12 protein-coding genes are annotated in these 19,169 nt (G+C 35.2%); 4 read left to right on the forward strand and 8 right to left on the reverse strand.

What is annotated here, in order from left to right:
* Nucleotides 1-128: 128 nt before the first annotated feature.
* The 3 genes from BC781_RS22340 to BC781_RS22350 are packed head-to-tail and all read right to left on the reverse strand — an operon-like array spanning nt 129 to nt 6,537.
* Nucleotides 129-1,691 carry a hypothetical protein gene (locus BC781_RS22340; protein ID WP_109622157.1) on the reverse strand — a complete coding sequence of 521 codons (1,563 nt, stop codon included), beginning with the start codon at nt 1,689-1,691 and terminating at the stop codon, nt 129-131.
* A gap of 15 nt (nt 1,692-1,706) precedes the next feature.
* Nucleotides 1,707-3,404: a RagB/SusD family nutrient uptake outer membrane protein gene (locus BC781_RS22345; protein ID WP_211323944.1), complete on the reverse strand. Its 1,698-nt coding sequence runs from the start codon at nt 3,402-3,404 to the stop codon at nt 1,707-1,709.
* Nucleotides 3,405-3,447: 43 nt separating this feature from the next.
* On the reverse strand, nt 3,448-6,537 hold the full coding sequence (locus BC781_RS22350) for a SusC/RagA family TonB-linked outer membrane protein (protein ID WP_109622161.1): 3,090 nt from the start codon (nt 6,535-6,537) through the stop codon (nt 3,448-3,450).
* Nucleotides 6,538-6,804: 267 nt separating this feature from the next.
* Between BC781_RS22350 and BC781_RS22355 the strand changes: the two genes are divergently transcribed.
* Complete coding sequence (locus BC781_RS22355) at nt 6,805-8,460, forward strand: tetratricopeptide repeat protein (protein WP_109622163.1); 1,656 nt, start codon at nt 6,805-6,807, stop codon at nt 8,458-8,460.
* 99 nt (nt 8,461-8,559) lie between these two features.
* Here the strand turns inward: BC781_RS22355 and BC781_RS22360 are convergent, their stop codons facing one another.
* Nucleotides 8,560-8,814, reverse strand: coding sequence for a hypothetical protein (locus BC781_RS22360; protein WP_109622165.1), 255 nt, complete (start codon nt 8,812-8,814; stop codon nt 8,560-8,562).
* Between the two features lie 442 nt (nt 8,815-9,256).
* Between BC781_RS22360 and BC781_RS22365 the strand changes: the two genes are divergently transcribed.
* Together BC781_RS22365 and BC781_RS22370 are read left to right on the forward strand one after the other, a co-directional pair.
* Nucleotides 9,257-10,558, forward strand: coding sequence for a porin (locus BC781_RS22365; protein ID WP_109622167.1), 1,302 nt, complete (start codon nt 9,257-9,259; stop codon nt 10,556-10,558).
* Between the two features lie 319 nt (nt 10,559-10,877).
* Nucleotides 10,878-11,294, forward strand: a complete 417-nt coding sequence (locus BC781_RS22370) for a tetratricopeptide repeat protein (protein ID WP_109622169.1) — start codon at nt 10,878-10,880, stop codon at nt 11,292-11,294.
* An 89-nt stretch (nt 11,295-11,383) separates the two neighbouring features.
* Here BC781_RS22370 and BC781_RS22375 read toward each other — a convergent pair whose 3' ends face one another.
* The gene (locus BC781_RS22375; RefSeq protein ID WP_109622171.1) at nt 11,384-12,427 is read right to left on the reverse strand and encodes a DUF3626 domain-containing protein; all 1,044 of its coding nucleotides are present in this window, start codon (nt 12,425-12,427) and stop codon (nt 11,384-11,386) included.
* A 351-nt stretch (nt 12,428-12,778) separates the two neighbouring features.
* Between BC781_RS22375 and BC781_RS22380 the strand changes: the two genes are divergently transcribed.
* Nucleotides 12,779-14,209 (forward strand): sulfatase family protein, encoded by a 1,431-nt coding sequence (locus BC781_RS22380; RefSeq protein ID WP_109622174.1) that lies wholly within the window; start codon nt 12,779-12,781, stop codon nt 14,207-14,209.
* Nucleotides 14,210-14,502: 293 nt separating this feature from the next.
* On the opposite strand, the gene BC781_RS22385 is transcribed toward BC781_RS22380, so the two are convergent.
* The 3 genes from BC781_RS22385 to BC781_RS22395 all read right to left on the reverse strand — a co-directional run bounded on the left by BC781_RS22385 (nt 14,503) and on the right by BC781_RS22395 (nt 18,926).
* Nucleotides 14,503-15,645 (reverse strand): aldose epimerase family protein, encoded by a 1,143-nt coding sequence (locus BC781_RS22385; protein ID WP_109622175.1) that lies wholly within the window; start codon nt 15,643-15,645, stop codon nt 14,503-14,505.
* A 223-nt stretch (nt 15,646-15,868) separates the two neighbouring features.
* On the reverse strand, nt 15,869-17,341 hold the full coding sequence (locus BC781_RS22390) for a glycoside hydrolase family 27 protein (protein ID WP_245935648.1): 1,473 nt from the start codon (nt 17,339-17,341) through the stop codon (nt 15,869-15,871).
* A gap of 91 nt (nt 17,342-17,432) precedes the next feature.
* A complete protein-coding gene (locus tag BC781_RS22395) occupies nt 17,433-18,926 on the reverse strand; it encodes an arylsulfatase (RefSeq protein ID WP_211323946.1) in 1,494 nt (497 codons plus the stop codon).
* Between the last annotated feature and the right edge of the window lie 243 nt (nt 18,927-19,169).

Here is a 19,169-nt window from a genome sequence, read left to right on the forward strand (position 1 = left end):
AAGACAAAAATCCTCATCTGTATATATTCAAGCGAAAATTTAGCTTGCTATAAACGGGGGTATTTAAATTTTTCGTTTTCAAGAATTAGGGGTACAAGGATTTGCACCCCCAAATTCATAAGATCTTTTTATTCTGTTGGTCTTAATTCAAACTCAACGATTTCAAGATCATCAATATATAGTTCGGTATCACCGATAGATCTAAACCAAAGTCTGAAGGCATCTTCTTGAGCAGACTTGTAATTTGCTGTTACTTTCACCCAAGTATTTGGTGTGAATTGATCGGTATTATCTGGTGAAACAATTACTGCATTACCCCAATCATTTAGTACTAGCATTCTGAAATCAGAGAATCCTAATGTGCCATGCGGAGTAGATGAAACCACATTCAACCAGAAAGTTACTTGATAATTTACATTAGCTTGAACAGGAGTAGCCATATCATACACAAAACAAGTATGACCTTCTTCTCCAGCTGGACCTGTAAAACTATTTACATGCAAACTATAATTTCCACTTCTAACCACTTCTTGAGAGGCTTCAAAGCTTCCTGGGTTGCCCCACCAGCCACCAAATACCCAACCATCGGCTGCATTTTCAAAGCCTGCTGCAGTTGCATCAACTATATTTACTAAATCTCTTCTGATATTTTCTTCAAAAGCTGTTGCTAATACACCATCTGTGGTTTTCATGCTTCCCGGAGTATAAGTGACTGTTACAACATCTGAAGAATAAAGCTTTTCATCTCCTAAAGAAATTAAAACAACATTTCCTTCATTTGGCTTAAGACCAACAGCTGAAATTGTTGGATTAATTTCAAGATCACCGTTCACAATTTTTACGGAGAAATTAGCATCTGAAATAGAGGCAGCATCAATTTCTCTGCTGAATACAAGCGCTACTTTATCATCTATCTCCTGTACATCATCTAGTGTGACTGGCTCTGTAGAAGCCACTACTCTGATTAAGTTTTCAAGAAGTAAAGTATCAATACCTGAAGGACGCTCTCTATTACCTATAAAAGTTACAGAGTGATCTCCCATTCTTGTATATTTCACATCAGTCTCAAGAGATTCCCCAGCTAGTATTTGTTGAGTATCATATGATACTTCAGCAGGATTTCCACCTCCAAACTTATAATTCAAGTTTGCCGGCTCTCCTAAAGCAGTATAATAATAACGAACTGTTCTACTTGCAATCACCTCATTTAAGGCTCCTTCTGAAATATTCAAAAACTCACCCAGACTTCCATCAGGATTCACATATTGAGCTGTGATTCCCAAACGAATTGAATCTAGTACTGTAACATTGAAAGTTGTATCATAAGATGAACCTACTTGGGCATCTCCAACATAGGCATTGCCTTCAAATGTTTGACTCAATCCAATTTCAAACTCTCCTGATTGATCGAAACGTAGCTTTACAATTTCTGCTGATGAAGATGTTCCATTTTCTCCTTCGACAATAGATACTCCTGCCTCAGGTAAAGTCCAAGTTCTTGACTTGATACCAGTTGAGATATCTCCAAAAGTAATTTCTCCACCTACTTGTACTTTGTTTTCATAGTCCATTTCTGAACTAAAAACTAAGTGATGGCTTGGTTGGTCTGCTGGAGCTTCCCACTCATTTGAACAAGCAAATAAGCTGAAAGAAATCAGTAACAAACCTATATGTTTTAGATTTTTTTTCATCGTTCAAAAAGTTTATTATTTGCCCAAATTAGTATTGATCTGACGCTCACTGGTAGGTATTGGAAAATAGTCATGCGCCTCGCTATTATACGCCCCTGCTGAAACAGCATAGTCAGGACGAATTCTTTCATTGATAAACAAAGGTGCTATACCACTCCCATCTGTATTCAAATTGGCTGATCTCCAATCTTCATCCGCCTTATGTGAATCAAAAGTTTCTTTCACAATTCCCCATCTTACCAAATCTTTCCAACGGTGTCCTTCAAAACAAAGCTCAATTGGACGTTCTACCATTCTTAAGTGCGTCATTACAGTCTCTTCAGATGGAGAAACCATTTGATGTGAACCATGTACTTGTACACTTTTATGAAGTACAGGGAAAGTACCTCCGTTGTTATCCATATATGATTGGAGTGTAATTACACCAGCTCTTGCTCTTACCATATCAATGTACTGAATCGCTGTGGCAACATCTGAATTAGCTTCCAAAACTGCTTCAGCATACATCAAGTAGACATCTGCAAGTCTGATATGTCTAAAGTTGATTCCTGATCTTTCCAATGGACTTTCAGTATCCCAATGATACCAGTTCGAATGTTTTTTCACATAGGCTGACTGTCCGTAAGCCCATCCACCTTTTGAACCTGTAGGTAGGTTGTAATACAATCCATCTGAATCAATTGGAGCAATAGAGCTATAAAAACGTTGTGAGTGCGTGTATCCAGAATTAATAGGGTTATCCGTATCCATTTCGTCATAAACCATTAATTCATGAAGATAATAAGAAGAAATTACAGTATTGTATGCCCCAAAACTCAACTGCCCCGTTTGCATTGCCAAAGCTGAAGCCTCACCACTCGTTTCGTTTTCGTTATCATCAATTGTAGGTCCCTTAGCACCAGGCTTAAGTACATCAGAATATGCTACCTCAAAAATTGACTCCGAATTAAACTCGTTTTCGTCAGTAAAATTATCTAAGGTATTTGGTACCAAACTATAAACTTGACTATCGATAACCTCTTTAAACTGCGTCGCAGCCATTGTCCATTCTTCTCCGAATAGATAAACCTTTCCTAAAAGAGAAGTAGCTGCTCCCCAAGTTGCTCTACCTAAATCGTTTTCTGAATCCCAAACTTGAGGAAGATGTTGTTTTGCAAATTCCAAATCTGGAATGATCACAGACTGAGTAACTTCTTCTTTTGTTGCAAATGGTTTATTGAAGTCTTCAGGACTTTTTGCAACTGCAGTATGTACAACTGCTCCACCATAAGAATGAACAAGTTGGAAATAAAAGAACGCTCTTAAAAAACGCGCTTGAGCTTCTACTTCTAAAGCGAAACTATCGTCTAAAGTAGCTTCTGTAGTTTCTAGGTTTTCAATAACTTGGTTCGCTCTGAAAACCCCTACATATAATTCATTCCATTTGTTTTGAACATGGCGTGTCGCATCAGTAAAACCTAATTGAGTAAACTCATACTGACCCGAATACCAATATTCTGTTCCTGCTAAATCACTTTGTACAATTTCATGACTAAGGTCAGCGCCACTTATCCCTGCAAATTGTAAGGCTCCATAGGCGGTAGTCAAACCTTTACTAAAATCTGTTTCGCTTTTCCAGAAAGTATCACTAGTGATTTGATTCGGATTGACCTGTGATAAAAAATCGTCTTCGTTACAGCTCGTTATAAAAACCAACGAACTGAGTAGTATCATATATAATTTTATGCTTTTCATTTCTTCATTGGATTAATAACGACTAAAACTTAAACTGTAATCCCATCAAGAATCGACGAGTTGTAGGATAATTACCAGCATCTACACCTCTTGTGTAAAGTCCATCACCCCCAACTTCAGGATCGTAACCTTCGTATTCTGTGAAAGTAAATGGATTTTGTGCGGTCAGATACAGTCGCATTTTATTGACTTTGCCTTTGAAAATACTGTGTGCAAAGTCATAACCAAGTGTTAGATTTCGGATTCTTAGGTAAGTCCCATCTTCCAAGAAGAAATCTGAACGTGCTCTTGTATTTGCATGCTCTTGAGATTGTCTCACAACAGGAATGTCAGAATCTGGATTTTGAGGTGTCCACATATAATACTGATCTTTGTGACGACCTACACCATAAGCATAAAGCTTCGAACCATTGTAGATCATTGCTCCTTGAGAGTAGTAACTCTGTACAAAGAAGTCAAAACCTTTATACATTAGATTGAAAGAAAGACCAATATCGAAATCTGATTGCCCTGAACCTTTATAAACTCTATCAAGATCATCAATAACATTATCCCCATTTTGGTCTTTGTACATCATATCACCAAGTTGAGCATTAGCATCAATTTCTCTGTAAGCTGTAAGCTGCTCTTCTGTCTTGATTACACCTTGATTTTCTACTAAGAAGAAAGCTCCAGCCTCATAACCTTCTATCAGATAAGTTGTATAATCTGTTCTATCTCCCCTAGTTACTACAGGACGTCCTCCACTAAGTGCAAAACCTTCTATTCCATTCAAGTTCGTCACCATATTTCGGTTACGAGTGAACGTACCATTTACATTCCACTTCAAACCATTCTCACTAATGTGTTTATACATCAAAGAAAGTTCAAGTCCTTTATTCACCATATTACCTGCATTCACAACTACATTGTTATACAACCATGCAGCTCTAGTTGGCCATGTACCCGTAGATGGTGAGAGTCTCTGATTAAGAAGCATATCTTTCTTATCATTTTCATATACGTCTGCTGAGAGCTGTAATCGATCATCAAATAAAGACATATCAAGACCAAGATTTCTTGAAACTGTAGTTTCCCATCTGATATCATTGTTTGCATACTGACGTTGAATAGCTCCAATCTCAAGGTTCTCGTTTCCTTCAGGACCAAATGGATAATCTATACCATTTTCAATTGTTGGAGAAAACATGTATGGCGCAATAGACTGATTACCAACTTCACCATAACTAGCTCTTAGTTTTAGATTTGAAATAAAGTCTAGTGCATCACTATTCTTGAAGAATTGCTCTTCACTGACATTCCAACCTGCAGACGCTCCAAAGAAAGTACCGTATCTGTTGTCTTCTGAAAAATTAGAAGAACCATCTCTTCTCACACTTGCTGAAAGAAGGTATCTTTCATCGTAGTTGTATTGTGCTCTTAGCATCTTACCTGTTAAGGTCTGTACCGTCTCTTTACCAGTTGGCTTAATTCCTGTTACTCCAGCTCCAACTACATCTGTATCGTTGCTAAGCAAACCAACTACTCCAAGATTTATATCTCTGTAGTTATACTTTTCCATAGAGTAAACCCCTGTCACTCCTAAACTATGCTTCCCAAATTTCTTGTTGTAGTTTAGAATGCTTTCCCAAGTATCTCTCTTTGAAAAAATGAATTCTTCCATTAAGCTTGCATCCACATTTGAAGCGGCAGGTTCTAAGCCAGAACGTCCATACACTAAGAATTGTGGTTGGAAAAATTTACGGCTATATGACCAAGTATTTCGACCTAAGTTTGTTTGAACTTTCAAGCCTTTTAAAATCTCATATTCAAGATTAAGTGCAATGTTACTTGCTTGAGATTCTCTATTGTCTTCGTTCAATAACTGTCTAGCTAACCAACCATATTGGATCGCATTTCTTGTAGGAATATATACACCATTATCTCCAACAGGGTCTAGATTTGATAATCCTCTTTGCCATGGTGCTTGCACGATAGCGTATTCATAAATACCCCAAGGCTCTTGTTCGGTATTTTCATTGGTCAGACCAATAGAAGCAAAAGCTCTAAAACGATCTCTTTTATATTCACCATTTATACGTGTTGATAAACGGTTGAATCCTGAATTCACTAGAATACCTTCCTGATCGAAATAGTTTACCGAAGTATGGAAGGTTAGATTCTCTTGCCCACCAGAAACCGATAGATTATAACTTTGAATTGCAGCATTGTTATTTTGAATATCTCCTACAAAATCAGAATTAAAATCTAATGCATCTGGATTGAACACAAAGATCAGCGGTTCTTGACCAATTGCTGAAAGCATTTGATTTTCCACATACATCTGCTCTTTTGTATTCATCAGAGGTGTTCCTGAAGTAATATTTTGAACTCCAGCATAGGAAGTAAGCTCAACATTAAGATTACCTGTTTTACCTCTTTTTGTAGAAATCAAGATTACACCACCAGCAGCTCTAGTTCCGTAAATAGAAGCAGCAGCCCCATCTTTCAGAACTTCAATACTTTCAATTTGCTCAGGCGCAATATTTGGATTGCTCTGAAATGGAATTCCATCGACAATATAAAGTGGCCCACCTGCATTTGTAGCAGAAAGAATACCTCTGATTTGAACATTGGTGGCTGCACCAGGCCTACCACTACTGGCTTGAACGTTTACTCCTGCTATCTGACCTTGAAGTGATTCTCCAAGATCTGAAGTAGGAGTTTTCAGAATGGTTTCAGCTTTTACAGACTGAACCGCCCCTGTGATTTCTTTTTTCCTCTGTGTTCCATATCCGATTACAAGTACTTCCTCAAGCGCTTTTACATCCTCTTCAAGTTCAACGTTAATTGTCGTTCTACCTTGAACAAGAATCTCTTGAGTCACATGTCCCATAAAAGAGAAGACAAGTGTAGCTGAGGGGGATACCTCAATCTTATAGTTACCATCTAAGTCTGTAATTGTACCAGAGCCATCTCCTTTTACAAGGATATTCACTCCAGGAAGACTCGAATTGTATGGGTCAACTACTTGACCTTTCACTACGATGGTCTGAGCATTAGCAAGATTGGTTAGTAGTACCAATGCTCCGATCATCAGCGAGTGCTTAAAAAGTGTTAAGTACTGCTTCATAAAAAAGTTTTTAAATGTGTTGTAAATATCCTATCGATCATCGGACATCTTCTTCTATCTTCCTCAAACTTCAATGGTCGATATCGTGTTAGTTATGGGTGTAGACATTCGCTAAATCCTGAAACGAATATGGTAACATTCAGAATATTTTTTGCATTATTGCACTAGATCAAAACTGTACATTATACATTTATTTATTAAAAAAAACTAGACAAGCTAATAGACTAACTTTATAACCAATTGATAATTAGAACTATAAAATTATTTATGTTGACTTTTTTTGAACACAGAACTAGACATCATTATGTTCTTTTTTTACATTTAATTTTTAGCTCGTTCAGTCTTTCTGCACAAGATTTTTCTACATTTCCAGAAAATAGTTCGGAAGATTTTATAACTGTTGCTACTAATTTAAGATTTCAATACCCCGACAGCGCACTAAATATTCTCAAAAATGGATACACAAAAAGTATCGAAACAAGAGATACCCTTACAGCTATTCAGAGCTTAATAAGTCTGTCTGATCAGTATACTCATAATGCTGATTTTGGAGCTGCTTACGATGGCTATTGGGAAGCACTCTTATTTCTAGACCAAGTAAAAAGTTTAAAATTGGAAGCATCAACCTATTTTGGGCTTGCTTGGCTGTACCACCTGTACGAAAGAAGCGAAGAGGCTAAAAAATATTTTGATAAATCTTTAGAGATAAATAAAAACCTATTTGCTGAGGGAGAAATTGATCGACAGACACTCCTAAATAATTATTATGCGCTAGCCATCTATAATCGAAAACTTGAAAATACTGAACAAGCAAGAGTGTATTTGGATAGCTGTAGACTCATTCGTTTTAAAGATTTGGGGGATGTTCAAACAAGTTCTGCATTTATTGAAGCTGAATTGGGCTATAATTTCTTTGTAGAAAACCAATCCACTAAAGCCTTAGACATTCTTTTGCCTTTAGATAAATATTTTAGCAGTGACCAAAAGAGCTATTTAGTGATTTATCATTCTGCACTTGCAGACATCTATTTAGATAATAGAGACCTTGAAAATGCAGAGAAATTTTACAGAAGTGCTATTGATAACGGACTCAAATACAAAAGTCACCAAGATGTCCTTCCTGAGCTTTATGAAAAGCTTTCAGAGCTTTTATTAGAAAAGAAAAACTATCAAGAAGCTTATGCGAGTCTCAAAGAAGCAAAGGCATTAAGTGAAATTCAGTACGGAACTAGAAGTGCAAAAAACAGGCAATTTATTGAGATAAAAGATTCTTTTAGGCAAGAAAAAGACGCCCAACGAAAGGTTATTCAAGAACAGAAATTAAAAGAGTTAGAGCAAGAAGATAAAATCTGGTATTTAAAAACACTGATTTCCTATAGTGCTATTGTTCTTCTGCTTGGTATCATTCTTTTTGTCTACCGTCATTTCAGAAACAAGATAAAAACGGAAAAGAAGTTAATGCTTGAGCGCCGTAAACTTGAACAAGAAAAAGCTAAAGAAATCTTAGAAATTAAGAATAAAGAGCTGACTGCTTCTACTTTACAAATTATTGAACGAGATGAAATGCTTGTTGAATTAAAAAGTAAGCTGAAAGAACATGGAAAAGATACAAATAGCAGCAAGCTTCAGAAACTAGCAAAAAGTATTGATATTAATCGATCAAATAATTGGAAAGAATTTGAAGCTCGTTTTGTAGAAGTAAATGGAGATTTCTATAAAACTCTTAATGAGAATTTCCCAAACCTTACTCAAGGAGATCAGAAAATATGTGCATTGATTAAACTCTCTTTTGATAGTAAAGAGATGTCTAAACTATTAGGAATCTCTACTGAAAGTGTTCATACAACAAGGTATAGACTCCGAAAAAAATTGGGCTTAAATAGAAAGGATAATCTTGAAGAATTTATAGCAAACTTAAATTAGAATATACTCACCGTAACAATAACTTTTGGAGACTTCTATCGTCAGTTCTTTTTCATAACACTTTGCAGAATCATTTCTCCAATGAATGAAATGAGCATCTTATTGATCTAGCTTCTTGGAAGTCTCCAAAGATTTAACTGTTTTTTCAAGCCATGCAAATGCTTCTGTCATGTTCTTTTGCTCTTGCAATCGAATAGATGAAACACTAATTGAAGTAAACCAATCTGACTTATAACTTACTTCTTCCTTCAAGGCATTATACTTTTTCGATTTCGATTTATATAGTTTATTCACTGCAAATGCAGAGCAAGTAAAACCAATAAGTGCGGCGATAGTAATTAATAATTTCTTCATGAATTAAATGAGGTTTGACACTGAATCACAAAAACTAATAAAATAGTATTTCAATTACTGCTAGTCACCAACACTATGCCAAAAGAATATAACAACCTGGCCTACTATAAGATACAACTCTAAAATTGAGCTTACTTATTTTCCCGATTCCTCAAAAAAGATACAGAGTGTTCAAGAATGAACATTCTAGAATTCAAACCTAATATTTCGAGCTAAGACTTTAAAAAAGAGCTTTAATGACTTTAAGGCTCTTTTTATAATTTTAATATTTTTTCATTTAATGAATTTATATTTGGTTAAAATTAAAAATGCTTCTTTAAAAAAATAGCAATTCACCATTTTCATTAGGTTATGTTTGGCATTGAAGCTTGTGTGTACATTATTTTGAATGCTCTTTTGTGAAACATCTTTTAATTAACACGCACAAACAAACTTAGACTGTATGAAAATTGTCAGATTTTTAATACTGATACTGAGCCTTACCTCATTAAACTTGTACGCCCAAGATATTGAAAGTGACTCCACTGAAGTTAAAAAAGGAGCAATTGAAGAATTGAAATATATTAAGCAACCTGGGTTTGCAAATGCATCTTCAAAAATCTTCTCTTCTGATCGAAGATATTCCATAAGCGGATTTGGAGAAATCAATTATGTAAACTATCACGGAGGACCTAAAAATACATCTTCTGGAGAATTAGAATTGTATTATACAAACCTCTACCGTTTTGGTACTTACTTTGGATATCGTTTTACAGACAAATTCATTTTAATGTCAGAACTTCAGATGGAGTTTATGCATGATGGATTTAACAAAGGAGAATTTGATTACGGCCTAGAATTTTCTTTTGACTATTTATTTAATCCATATTTCAATGTAAGGGTAGGTAATTACCCACTTGGTTTAGGTTTTGTCAATGTAAATGAAGAACCAATTGCTTTTTATACTGTAAATCGACCTGAAGTAGAACGTGTATTAATTCCTACTCAATGGTTAGAGCTAGGGGTTAACTTTTACGGTAACATCATTGAAGACTTAGAATACCATGCCGGTGTAACTAAAGGTATGGATGCCATGGCTTTCCGTACAGGTACTTGGGTAAGAGACGGTAGAACTAATCCTTTTCATGATGACATTGGTGGTTGGGCTGTGAATGGTAAATTACAGTATGGTCATGAAGATCACGTACTTCTTGCATTAGCAGGTTATTATGGTGATGCTTCTATGAATAATACACTCTCTTTTGAAGGTAAACAAGGGCAAAAATTAGAGTCTAACTTAGGAATGTTTACTGCAGTTGGTGCATATACACAGGGTCCTTGGTCATTCTTCGGTATGTTCATGAAAGGATGGTTATCGGGTACTGAAGATCTTTATAAAGAAAATATCCAACGTGATGGTTCAGATATAAATCAGTCTAGCTATGTATTGGGTGCCGAAACGATGGGTTATTATGGAGAAGTCAGATACGATCTTTTTGACCTATTCAAAATGAATACAGAAAAGAAACTTCCACTTTTTGTGAGATATGAAGTGGTAAACACTCACCAAAAAGTAGACGATTACTTTGTGAAAAATGATATTGATTTTGTAGGAAATAACCTTGAAGTAATCTCTGTTGGTTTAAACTTTAGACCAAAGAAAAACTGGACATTCAAAGCTGATTATCAGTTCAGAAACAATAGATATGAAAGTGCTGGTGAAACACCCAATCAATTTGAAATGGGGGTAGGGTTTATCTATTAATAAAAACTTTTTATACTCATAACTTAATATTGAAAACGAAAAAGAATCCACCTCACAACTTGTTTCTGTTGTAGGTGGTTTTCTTCTTTCAGCATATAATACACTAATTTTCTGTTGATTGGTGTTCAATTTCGTTCAAGACTGTATCTAATTCGAATACCATTAGATGGTTAAAGCAAATCAAAAATAGACACAATCACCTGATAAAAAGCAACTTATAATTTCATGGCATAGCTTTGGCATTTTCTATAACGTACTACTTCAGTACAATTGTTTATGATTCAGTGTCCAAATTTTTACTTACAACTTTACTACTGCCATGAAAAAAGTTATTGCTACTCTTATTGCTTTATTAACTGTTAGTTTATCTGTTTTTGCTGAGAATAATTTCTCAGTAAAAGATATTATTGAAGAAGAAAATCGTTACGAACGATTGAAAGCAAAAGTCGCTTCCGCTGAAAAGTCTGATTGGAATACGCCGTTCAAAGCTGCAAAAATATACATCCTAAAGAAAAAGAAAATGTCTGAAGCCTATAGTTGGTTAGAACAATCTCTTCAAGCAAAAGTAACTCCTCAAAACCTTGAGCTTAAAGGTGATTATTTAATTCTACATGGGTTGGAAAGAGAAGCATTTGAAAATTACAAAGCTGCAATTGATTTGCTGATTTCTCAAGGCTCAGAAGACTTTGGTCAGATACAAAGAAAAATTCAAATTCTAGCTAATACAACTCCATAAAAACTTCAAGCCTCTCAAAACAGCCTGATTTCAAATTGATGAAATTAGGCTGTTTTGCATTTATAAGATAGATTTATGAAATATGGCTACTAATTTTTTTCACTACCAAAGCGAACAAGGCAATGCCATAAATATTTCAACATCTGTAATTCCTCATGACTTTTTCCCATTTTGTGGGCTACCTGTCCTATCAAATAAGCATTCATTACGCCATCTTTTGCATACTTAGCAGCATAATTTGGCACTTCTGCACCTCTAAAATTATTCGGAAAATCCTCGACTTTTAATTCTAATCCAGCATTCCAGTTTAATTGTATTTTATATCTGTCACACAAATCTTCTAATTCTTGACCAATCTCTGTTTTGAAAAATGATTGATCTACCACAAGACCTATTACATCTTTCGAAAGTGAAATATCACCATGAACTTGTGTCTCAATATAGAAATCTAGATTCTTTGAATTTTTCTTGTACTTATCAAAATTTGATGAATAAGGTATATTTTCATTTACTTGATTCATAAAATTCAATACATCAGTATTGATATCTCCTAGAGCAGTACCTCTAGTAAAAAGCTCATAAAAAAGTGCAGCTGTAATTAATTCAAAGTTTTCAATTGTACCAATCTCTTTAGGAGCTAAATAAGTATCTCCATACGAGAATGTAGTTCGATTCTTGACTTCGGGTTTCAAAATAAAATAACACGAACCAAACCTCGGAGAGGCACCATCCTTTGTTAAAGTCAAATTCAAAGCACCATATTTAGGGCGTTCTTTGGGAGGCGTGTTTTTGTATGCATCAGAGAATATATTTTCTTCCCATTCCTCACGAAAACCTCCATCAAATGCGGTTACACTTCCTGATGAAATTTTAGTTTCATATTGGTTTTTGTAGATACCTGTTTGATTCAAACTCTTTGCGACAGATAAATTCTCAGTGATTAATCTATCGGGATGGAAATGAAGATTAATACAAGAATTCTTAAAAATGTTAGAACAAAACTCAGAATAAACTTCCTTATCAATATTAGATTGATACAAAATCATATCTATTTGATCTTGATATTTCTGCTTATTTACAAAGGCAAATCTTGAAACGTTCTCTATTGCTTTCTGTTGTGAAACTGTTAACATACTAATCTTTTAATCATTCATAGCTTCCTACATCCCAACATACGATTAAATACTTGAATGCTAATTTATGATACCTATTTTATCATTTTTTATCTGTTCATTTCAGTAACATTCACAAAGCATAAAAATAACCTCTTGGTTACGGCACCTCATCTATGCCAAAATTAAAGTGTGAGAGTTTGTAGCAAAAAAAAGAAATTATTGGGCTATTTCAGTTACAATTAATCATCGAAAGATTGCTGAAATGTACAGAAAGATGAAGTATTGGAACGATATGACTTATTAAGTTTTTATCATTCGATTAACTTTGAATTACACTATTTTTAGTTTGTCAAAATATAAGCATACAAAATGAGGCATCTATTTTTTCCAATTCTTCTAGCAGTAATTAGTGCCTGCACTACCTCTAATAAGATATCAGCTAACGAAAATAAACAACCTAATATTATCTTGATCTACACTGACGATCAAGGTTACCAAGATTTGGGTTGTTATGGTTCTCCACTTATCAAAACTCCTCAGCTTGATCAAATTGCAGAAGAAGGAATTAAGCTAACAAATTTTTATGTAGCCTCATCTGTATGTAGTGCTTCCAGAGCAGCCTTACTGACAGGCCGAAGAGCTAGTAGAAATGGTGTCGGAGGGGTATTTTTTCCCGATGCCAAAGGGATGAATCCATCTGAAATAACTATAGCTGAAGTATTAAAATCATCAGGTTATGCTACAGCTTCATTCGGTAAATGGCACTTAGGAGATTTTGATGAAACACTTCCTACAGGCCAAGGATTTGATGAATATTTTGGTGTTCCTTATAGTAATGATATGTACATAGGCGCCAAGCAAAAGTTTTCTGATACCGTCAAGTTTTATGATGGATATACGCTAGAGAAAGCTCAAAGTGATCAGAAGTATGTTAAATCTCACAGCCGAGAAGAAATCAAAAAGCAAGGAATAAAAGAACTTGTGCCTTTGATGGAAGGAAATCAAATCGTGGAATACCCTGCCCAACAAAGCTCACTTACTAAACGCTATTTTGATAGAACTCTTCAGTTTATCGAGAAGAATAAAAAAGACAGTCCTTTTTTTGTATACCTCACGCCAGCTATGCCTCATGTTCCTCTTTTCGCTTCTGAGCAATTTAGTGGAAAAAGTGAAAGAGGACTTTATGGTGATGTTATAGAAGAGATTGATTGGAATATTGGAAGATTGAGAAAGTATTTAAAAGAAAATAAACTAGAGGAAAATACAATCATAATCTATACATCAGATAATGGTCCTTGGTTAGGTTATGGCGATCATGCAGGTTCCGCTTTACCTTTAAGAGATGGAAAATTCACCAATTTTGAAGGTGGAATTAGAGTACCCGCCTTAGTGTATTGGAAAGGAAAAATAGATGGAGGTATTGAGCTTAATGAGATTGTGAGTAATATGGATATTTTTCCAACTTTAGCTCAGTTTACAAAAGCTAACTTACCCAACAGAGCCTTAGATGGTTTGGATATATCTCAATTTTTGATGGGAAAAGATGACCACATTGACAGAGAAATTTATTTCTATAACATAGGAAAAGAGCTTGCAGGACTTCGAAAAGGAAATTGGAAATACCTTAGAGAAAAGGCTTCGTCAAGAAGAAAAAATAATGCTAACAATAAACAAGCATGGCTTTTTAATCTGGCTGAAGATATAGGTGAATCTAGAAACTTGGCTGATAAATACCCTGAAAAAATTGAAGAATTCGAGCGTATTTTAGTTGAAAAAGAGAATGAAATAAAAACTCAATAATCCAAACTGACAAACATACTAATTGGGCTATCATACTAACTATGATAGTCCATTTATTTTAAAAATAAGTAAATCATTTACGCTCCAATCAATCTACTATTTTCAGTACTTTTACCAAACTTCTAGCTGATAGTATAAATACCAAACCCTAATGTAAATGTGTCAATTTTCGGATTATATGCCACTTATTTATATAGTGTATTTCAGTCTCAATATTTCAAAACCCGCCAACCAACTTATTCATCAACCCATGAATGGGTGAAGGAAATAATCTCGTTTTACTATTGTAAAACTTAGTTTACACCGTTTTGAATTACTGAAAATTGATACACTGTTTTAGAATAAAATCGGTCATCAGAATTAAGTATTGTGGAAGGAAAATGGCTTTGATTTGGAGAGTCAGGAAAATGTCCAGTCTCTAAACACAAACCACTTCGAAAATCAAAAAGCCGGTCTTGATCACCCATATTTCCTTTAAGAAAATTTCCAGAATAAAACTGTAAGCTGGGTTCCGTAGTCAGAATATCCATTTTTCTTCCTGACATAGTTTCTATGAGGGTTCCTATTTTTGAGAAAGTACCTTGGTCAACATCATTTTTAACCCAACAATGATCATAACCCCTCGCCAATTTTAATTGCTGATGATCAAGATTGATTTCTGCACCAATCTCTTTTATCTCTCGGAAATCGAAAGGAGTGTCATTCACTTCATTTATTTCACCTAATGGAACTAGGGTACGATCTACAGGTAAATATCGATCACAATTTAATTCTAAAAAATGCTTTGTGATACTCAAATGATTGGATGAGTTTAGGTTGAAATATGAATGATTTGTTAGATTTAGATGAGTACGCTGATCTGTCGAGGCAAAATATTCTATTTCCACTTGATTGTCATCTGTAAGTTTAAAATGAACTGCCACATCCACATTTCCAGGATAGCCTTCCTCCAAGTGTCCACTTTTGTATTTAAATTCGACCTTATTATTTTGTTCATCTAAAGCCCAATCCCAAACTGATTTATCAAACCCTTTCTTACCTCCATGCGTATGGTTAAGACCTGCATTTTTTGTTAGCGCATAACGCTGTTTATCAAGGACAAAGTTAGCATCCTTTATCCGATTGGCATATCGGCCAATTGTAGCTCCTAAATACAGATTTTCATTTAAATAAGTGGTATCCCTATATTTCGTAACATCAGTAAATCCTAATACGACATTATCAAAATTTCCTTTCTTATCTGGCATCCACAACTCGGTAATCGTAGCCCCATAATTGGTAAGAATAAGCTTTGCACCAGACTTATTTTGTAAAGTAAACCTATAAACGTTTTTACCATCAAGTTCCATTACAAACTCTTTCACAGAATTGTAGCTACTCAAGCAAGAAGAAAATAATAATAGAAAAATAGTGAAAAGGATTTTGGTCTGATTCATAGGTAGCTTCGTTTATGTTCATTAAGTACTCTCTTTCTTAAAAATGGTTGAATAATACTGTTTAGGGTGGTTCACATGTTCAAAACAATAATCTTGATATCCAACACCTTGCAGTTTATTATAGTTAAACACCACACCTAGTTATAATATAAAAAAAGACTGCCTCATTATTTATGAGACAGTCTAAAAGTCAAAATGTGACTATGACTAAACAATTCACTTTTTATTTATTTGCTAGATCTTTAGAAACCTCTGAGAATCTAAATAGACGAGCCCCATGAGCAGGTATTGTCACCTCCAATGTACCTTCTACTTGCCCAACAGACTCACCTGTCCAGATATCAGTGACATTATAAAGCTCACGCATGTATTCATATTCTGCATCAAAGTTAACCTTAGATGTTTTATCCTTCAAGTTGAATAAAGCAACAAAACGGTCTTCTGATTTTTCATCTTTAGCAATCCAACAGGCTGCATTTTCTTTTCGATAAACCTGTCTATTATCGGTTGAATGTTGATTGATATAATACACATCTTTGTTTTTCAACATGTCAATTACCCATTGCTCTGTTGTCATCAGATCACCTCCCATCATTAAAGGCGAACGTACAATACTCCAAAGCGTCAATAGTGTGTAATGCTCCGGCTTAGTAAACTGAGACATTCTATCTGGTCCGTGAGGTCTTCCATTCATCGATAGATGTCCAATTGGAAGCATATCACCATCAGGCCAATGGTGAGGTTGAATGTGAGATGACCATTCTTCTAATAGTTCAAAGTTATGCTCTAATGAAGACCATTTGTCCCAGAAATCGGCAGAAATACGCCACATGTTAGCATTCTCAGCCAAATGATTTGCTCTTGAAAGAGGTGCTTCTCCACAGGATAAACTCAATACCATAGGACGACCAGAATTATCAATTGCTTTACGCATCATTTCGATCTCTCCTTTATGGTAAGGAGGAACCATCATATCATCTGCCTTGATAAAGTCTACTCCCCATTCTGCATATAGCTCAAAGATTGAATTATAATATTCTTGAGCACCTGGTTTTGTTGGGTCTACACCAAACATATTATTTTGCCAAGGGCACGTATCCCATGGTTCTCCGATGTCTTTTGCAGTGTATTTTGTTCCTTTGATTGGAAGTTCATTATAATAAGCTTCTCTTGGAATTCCACGCATGATATGAATACCAAATTTCATCCCTTTACTATGAACGTACTCTGCCAATTTCTTAAAGCCAACTCCATTCTTTGCAGAAGGGAATCTTTCTTCTGAAGGCAAAAGACGCCCATACTCATCCATCACAAGCTTATCGATTGGCACACCATCTTTATCTAAACGAACATCAGGGTGACCAAAACGACGTTTAGGATTATTCCAATTTCCTGGCTCATGATTAAACCATACGTAATCAATTACAGCATATTCCCAACCTGCATCTAGCAGATTTTCAGCCATAAAATCTACCGTTTCAAGGTATTCTTTTTCATTGATACGACAATCGTAAGCATCAAAACTATTCCAACCCATTGGAGGAGTAGCAGCTACTTCTTTGATTAAACTATTTTTCTCATTAGACACTGACTGTACATCTGCAAGGGCAGTTTTCTCACCGTTATTTTTGGGTGTACAGCTCCATAGTGACATTCCTAGCATGAGGAATACACTGCTTGCTTTTAATAATTTCATTTTATGATTTTTTGAACATCGGGAGCGTAGTAGGTAGAACGCCCCACGATGTTTTCCCTCAAAAATATTTTAATGGATCAAGGCTGATCTCCTAAAATGCTACTTCTACATTCTCTTCATCTGAGAATAGCGATGTTACTGAAAAAGGAACATGAGCCTCTTGGAATAACTTCTCAAACATTTCCACTTTTTCTGGATACAGAGCAGCTACATCATTCTTTTCTGATAAGTCTTCATTCAAGTTATATAACTCAAATTTTACAGGCTTTTTACTATCTCTTACATTGAGTTTAACAGCTTTCCAATTATCCTTAAGAATAGCCTGCTTCCCTCCTTGTTCATAGAATTCCCAATACAAGTAATTATGCTTTTTCTGAGATTCTGAGTTTCCTAAAAGCGTTGGTAAGAATGAAATACCATCTACATCGCTTGGCACATCTTGTGATGTGATCTCACAAACTGTAGGCAATACATCCAAGAAACCAGAAGTTAAAGACGTACTTGTTCCTGCTTGAACTTTGTTTGGCCAATGTGCTATCATAGGAATTCTGACCCCTCCTTCATACATATCTCTTTTTTGACCTCTTAGTTCACCGTTGGAATCAAAGAAACCAACTCTGTGTCCACCTTCGCCATGAGGTCCATTATCACTCGCAAAAATGACAAGGGTATTATCAGCAATGCCTTCCTTTTTTAAGTGTGACATAACTGAACCTATAGTATTATCTATATATCGTACATTCTGAGCAAATCCTTTTTCTGGATCTGGCCAATCTTTATCTGCATATTCTCCCCAGCTTTCAACTTCCATTCCATCAGGAAACTTCTCATTATTTGCATGAGGAGCAGTTAGTGCCAAATATAAAAAGAATGGATTTTTCTTATTATCTGAAATAAATTTGAGCGCATCTGCTTCAAACAATTTATGTGAATGTTTGACTGCTACACCTGCAACTCCACAACCTTCAGGTTTATGTGCCCATGGATTTTTCCCATCAACTAATTGTAATTTGTTTTCAGGGATAGCTTCCTTTTCACCATTTCTGTATAAAAACTCGGGAAAAGCATTATGTGCATGCCACATATTTATATATCCATAGAAATAATCAAAACCTTTACGTTTTGGATCATCTACTGGTGGCGGATGACCAACTCCCCATTTCCCTATATTTCCAGTAACATACCCTGCCTTTTGGAATACCTTTGCCACAGTTAACTCATCATCACCTAAAAGTTGAACTTGGTCTGGATGATTTCCTCTAACAGAATTATGTCCGTTGTGTTTCCCTGTCAGAAGTGTAGCTCTTGAAGGTCCACACACAGAGTTTCCAGCATAATGATTAGTAAACTTCATTCCTTCACTTGCAAGCTTTGAAATATTTGGTGTAGTCAAAGTTTGCTGCGATGGTGTGAAGGTAGTTAAATCTCCAAAACCTAAATCATCAACTAATATATATATAACATTAGGTTTATCGACTGTAACACTTTCCTTTTCGGAAGTCTTCTGACAACCTAGGATACTAGAGCCAGCTAAAAGCAATAGCGTCCATTGTGTCATCGTTCGTTTAATTATTGAAAAATTCATATCCATTCAATTGATATTCCAAAAGATTAACTCATTGATCAATTTGTGATATACAAGGAGTCTCTTGTATTTGATTTTGAATTTAGGATTAAGTCTTAGAAGTTAAAATATCATCTTTGGCTTTTAACCTTTGAGACAAATTTTAAGGACAAATGTGAAATATACACTGAAGAATTGCTACTACGTAAAACACATATAAACAACTGTATTTATGATATTTACACAAAATTCACCATGAGTTTT

Source organism: Sediminitomix flava, assembly GCF_003149185.1.
Taxonomy (GTDB): Bacteria; Bacteroidota; Bacteroidia; order Cytophagales; family Flammeovirgaceae; genus Sediminitomix; species Sediminitomix flava.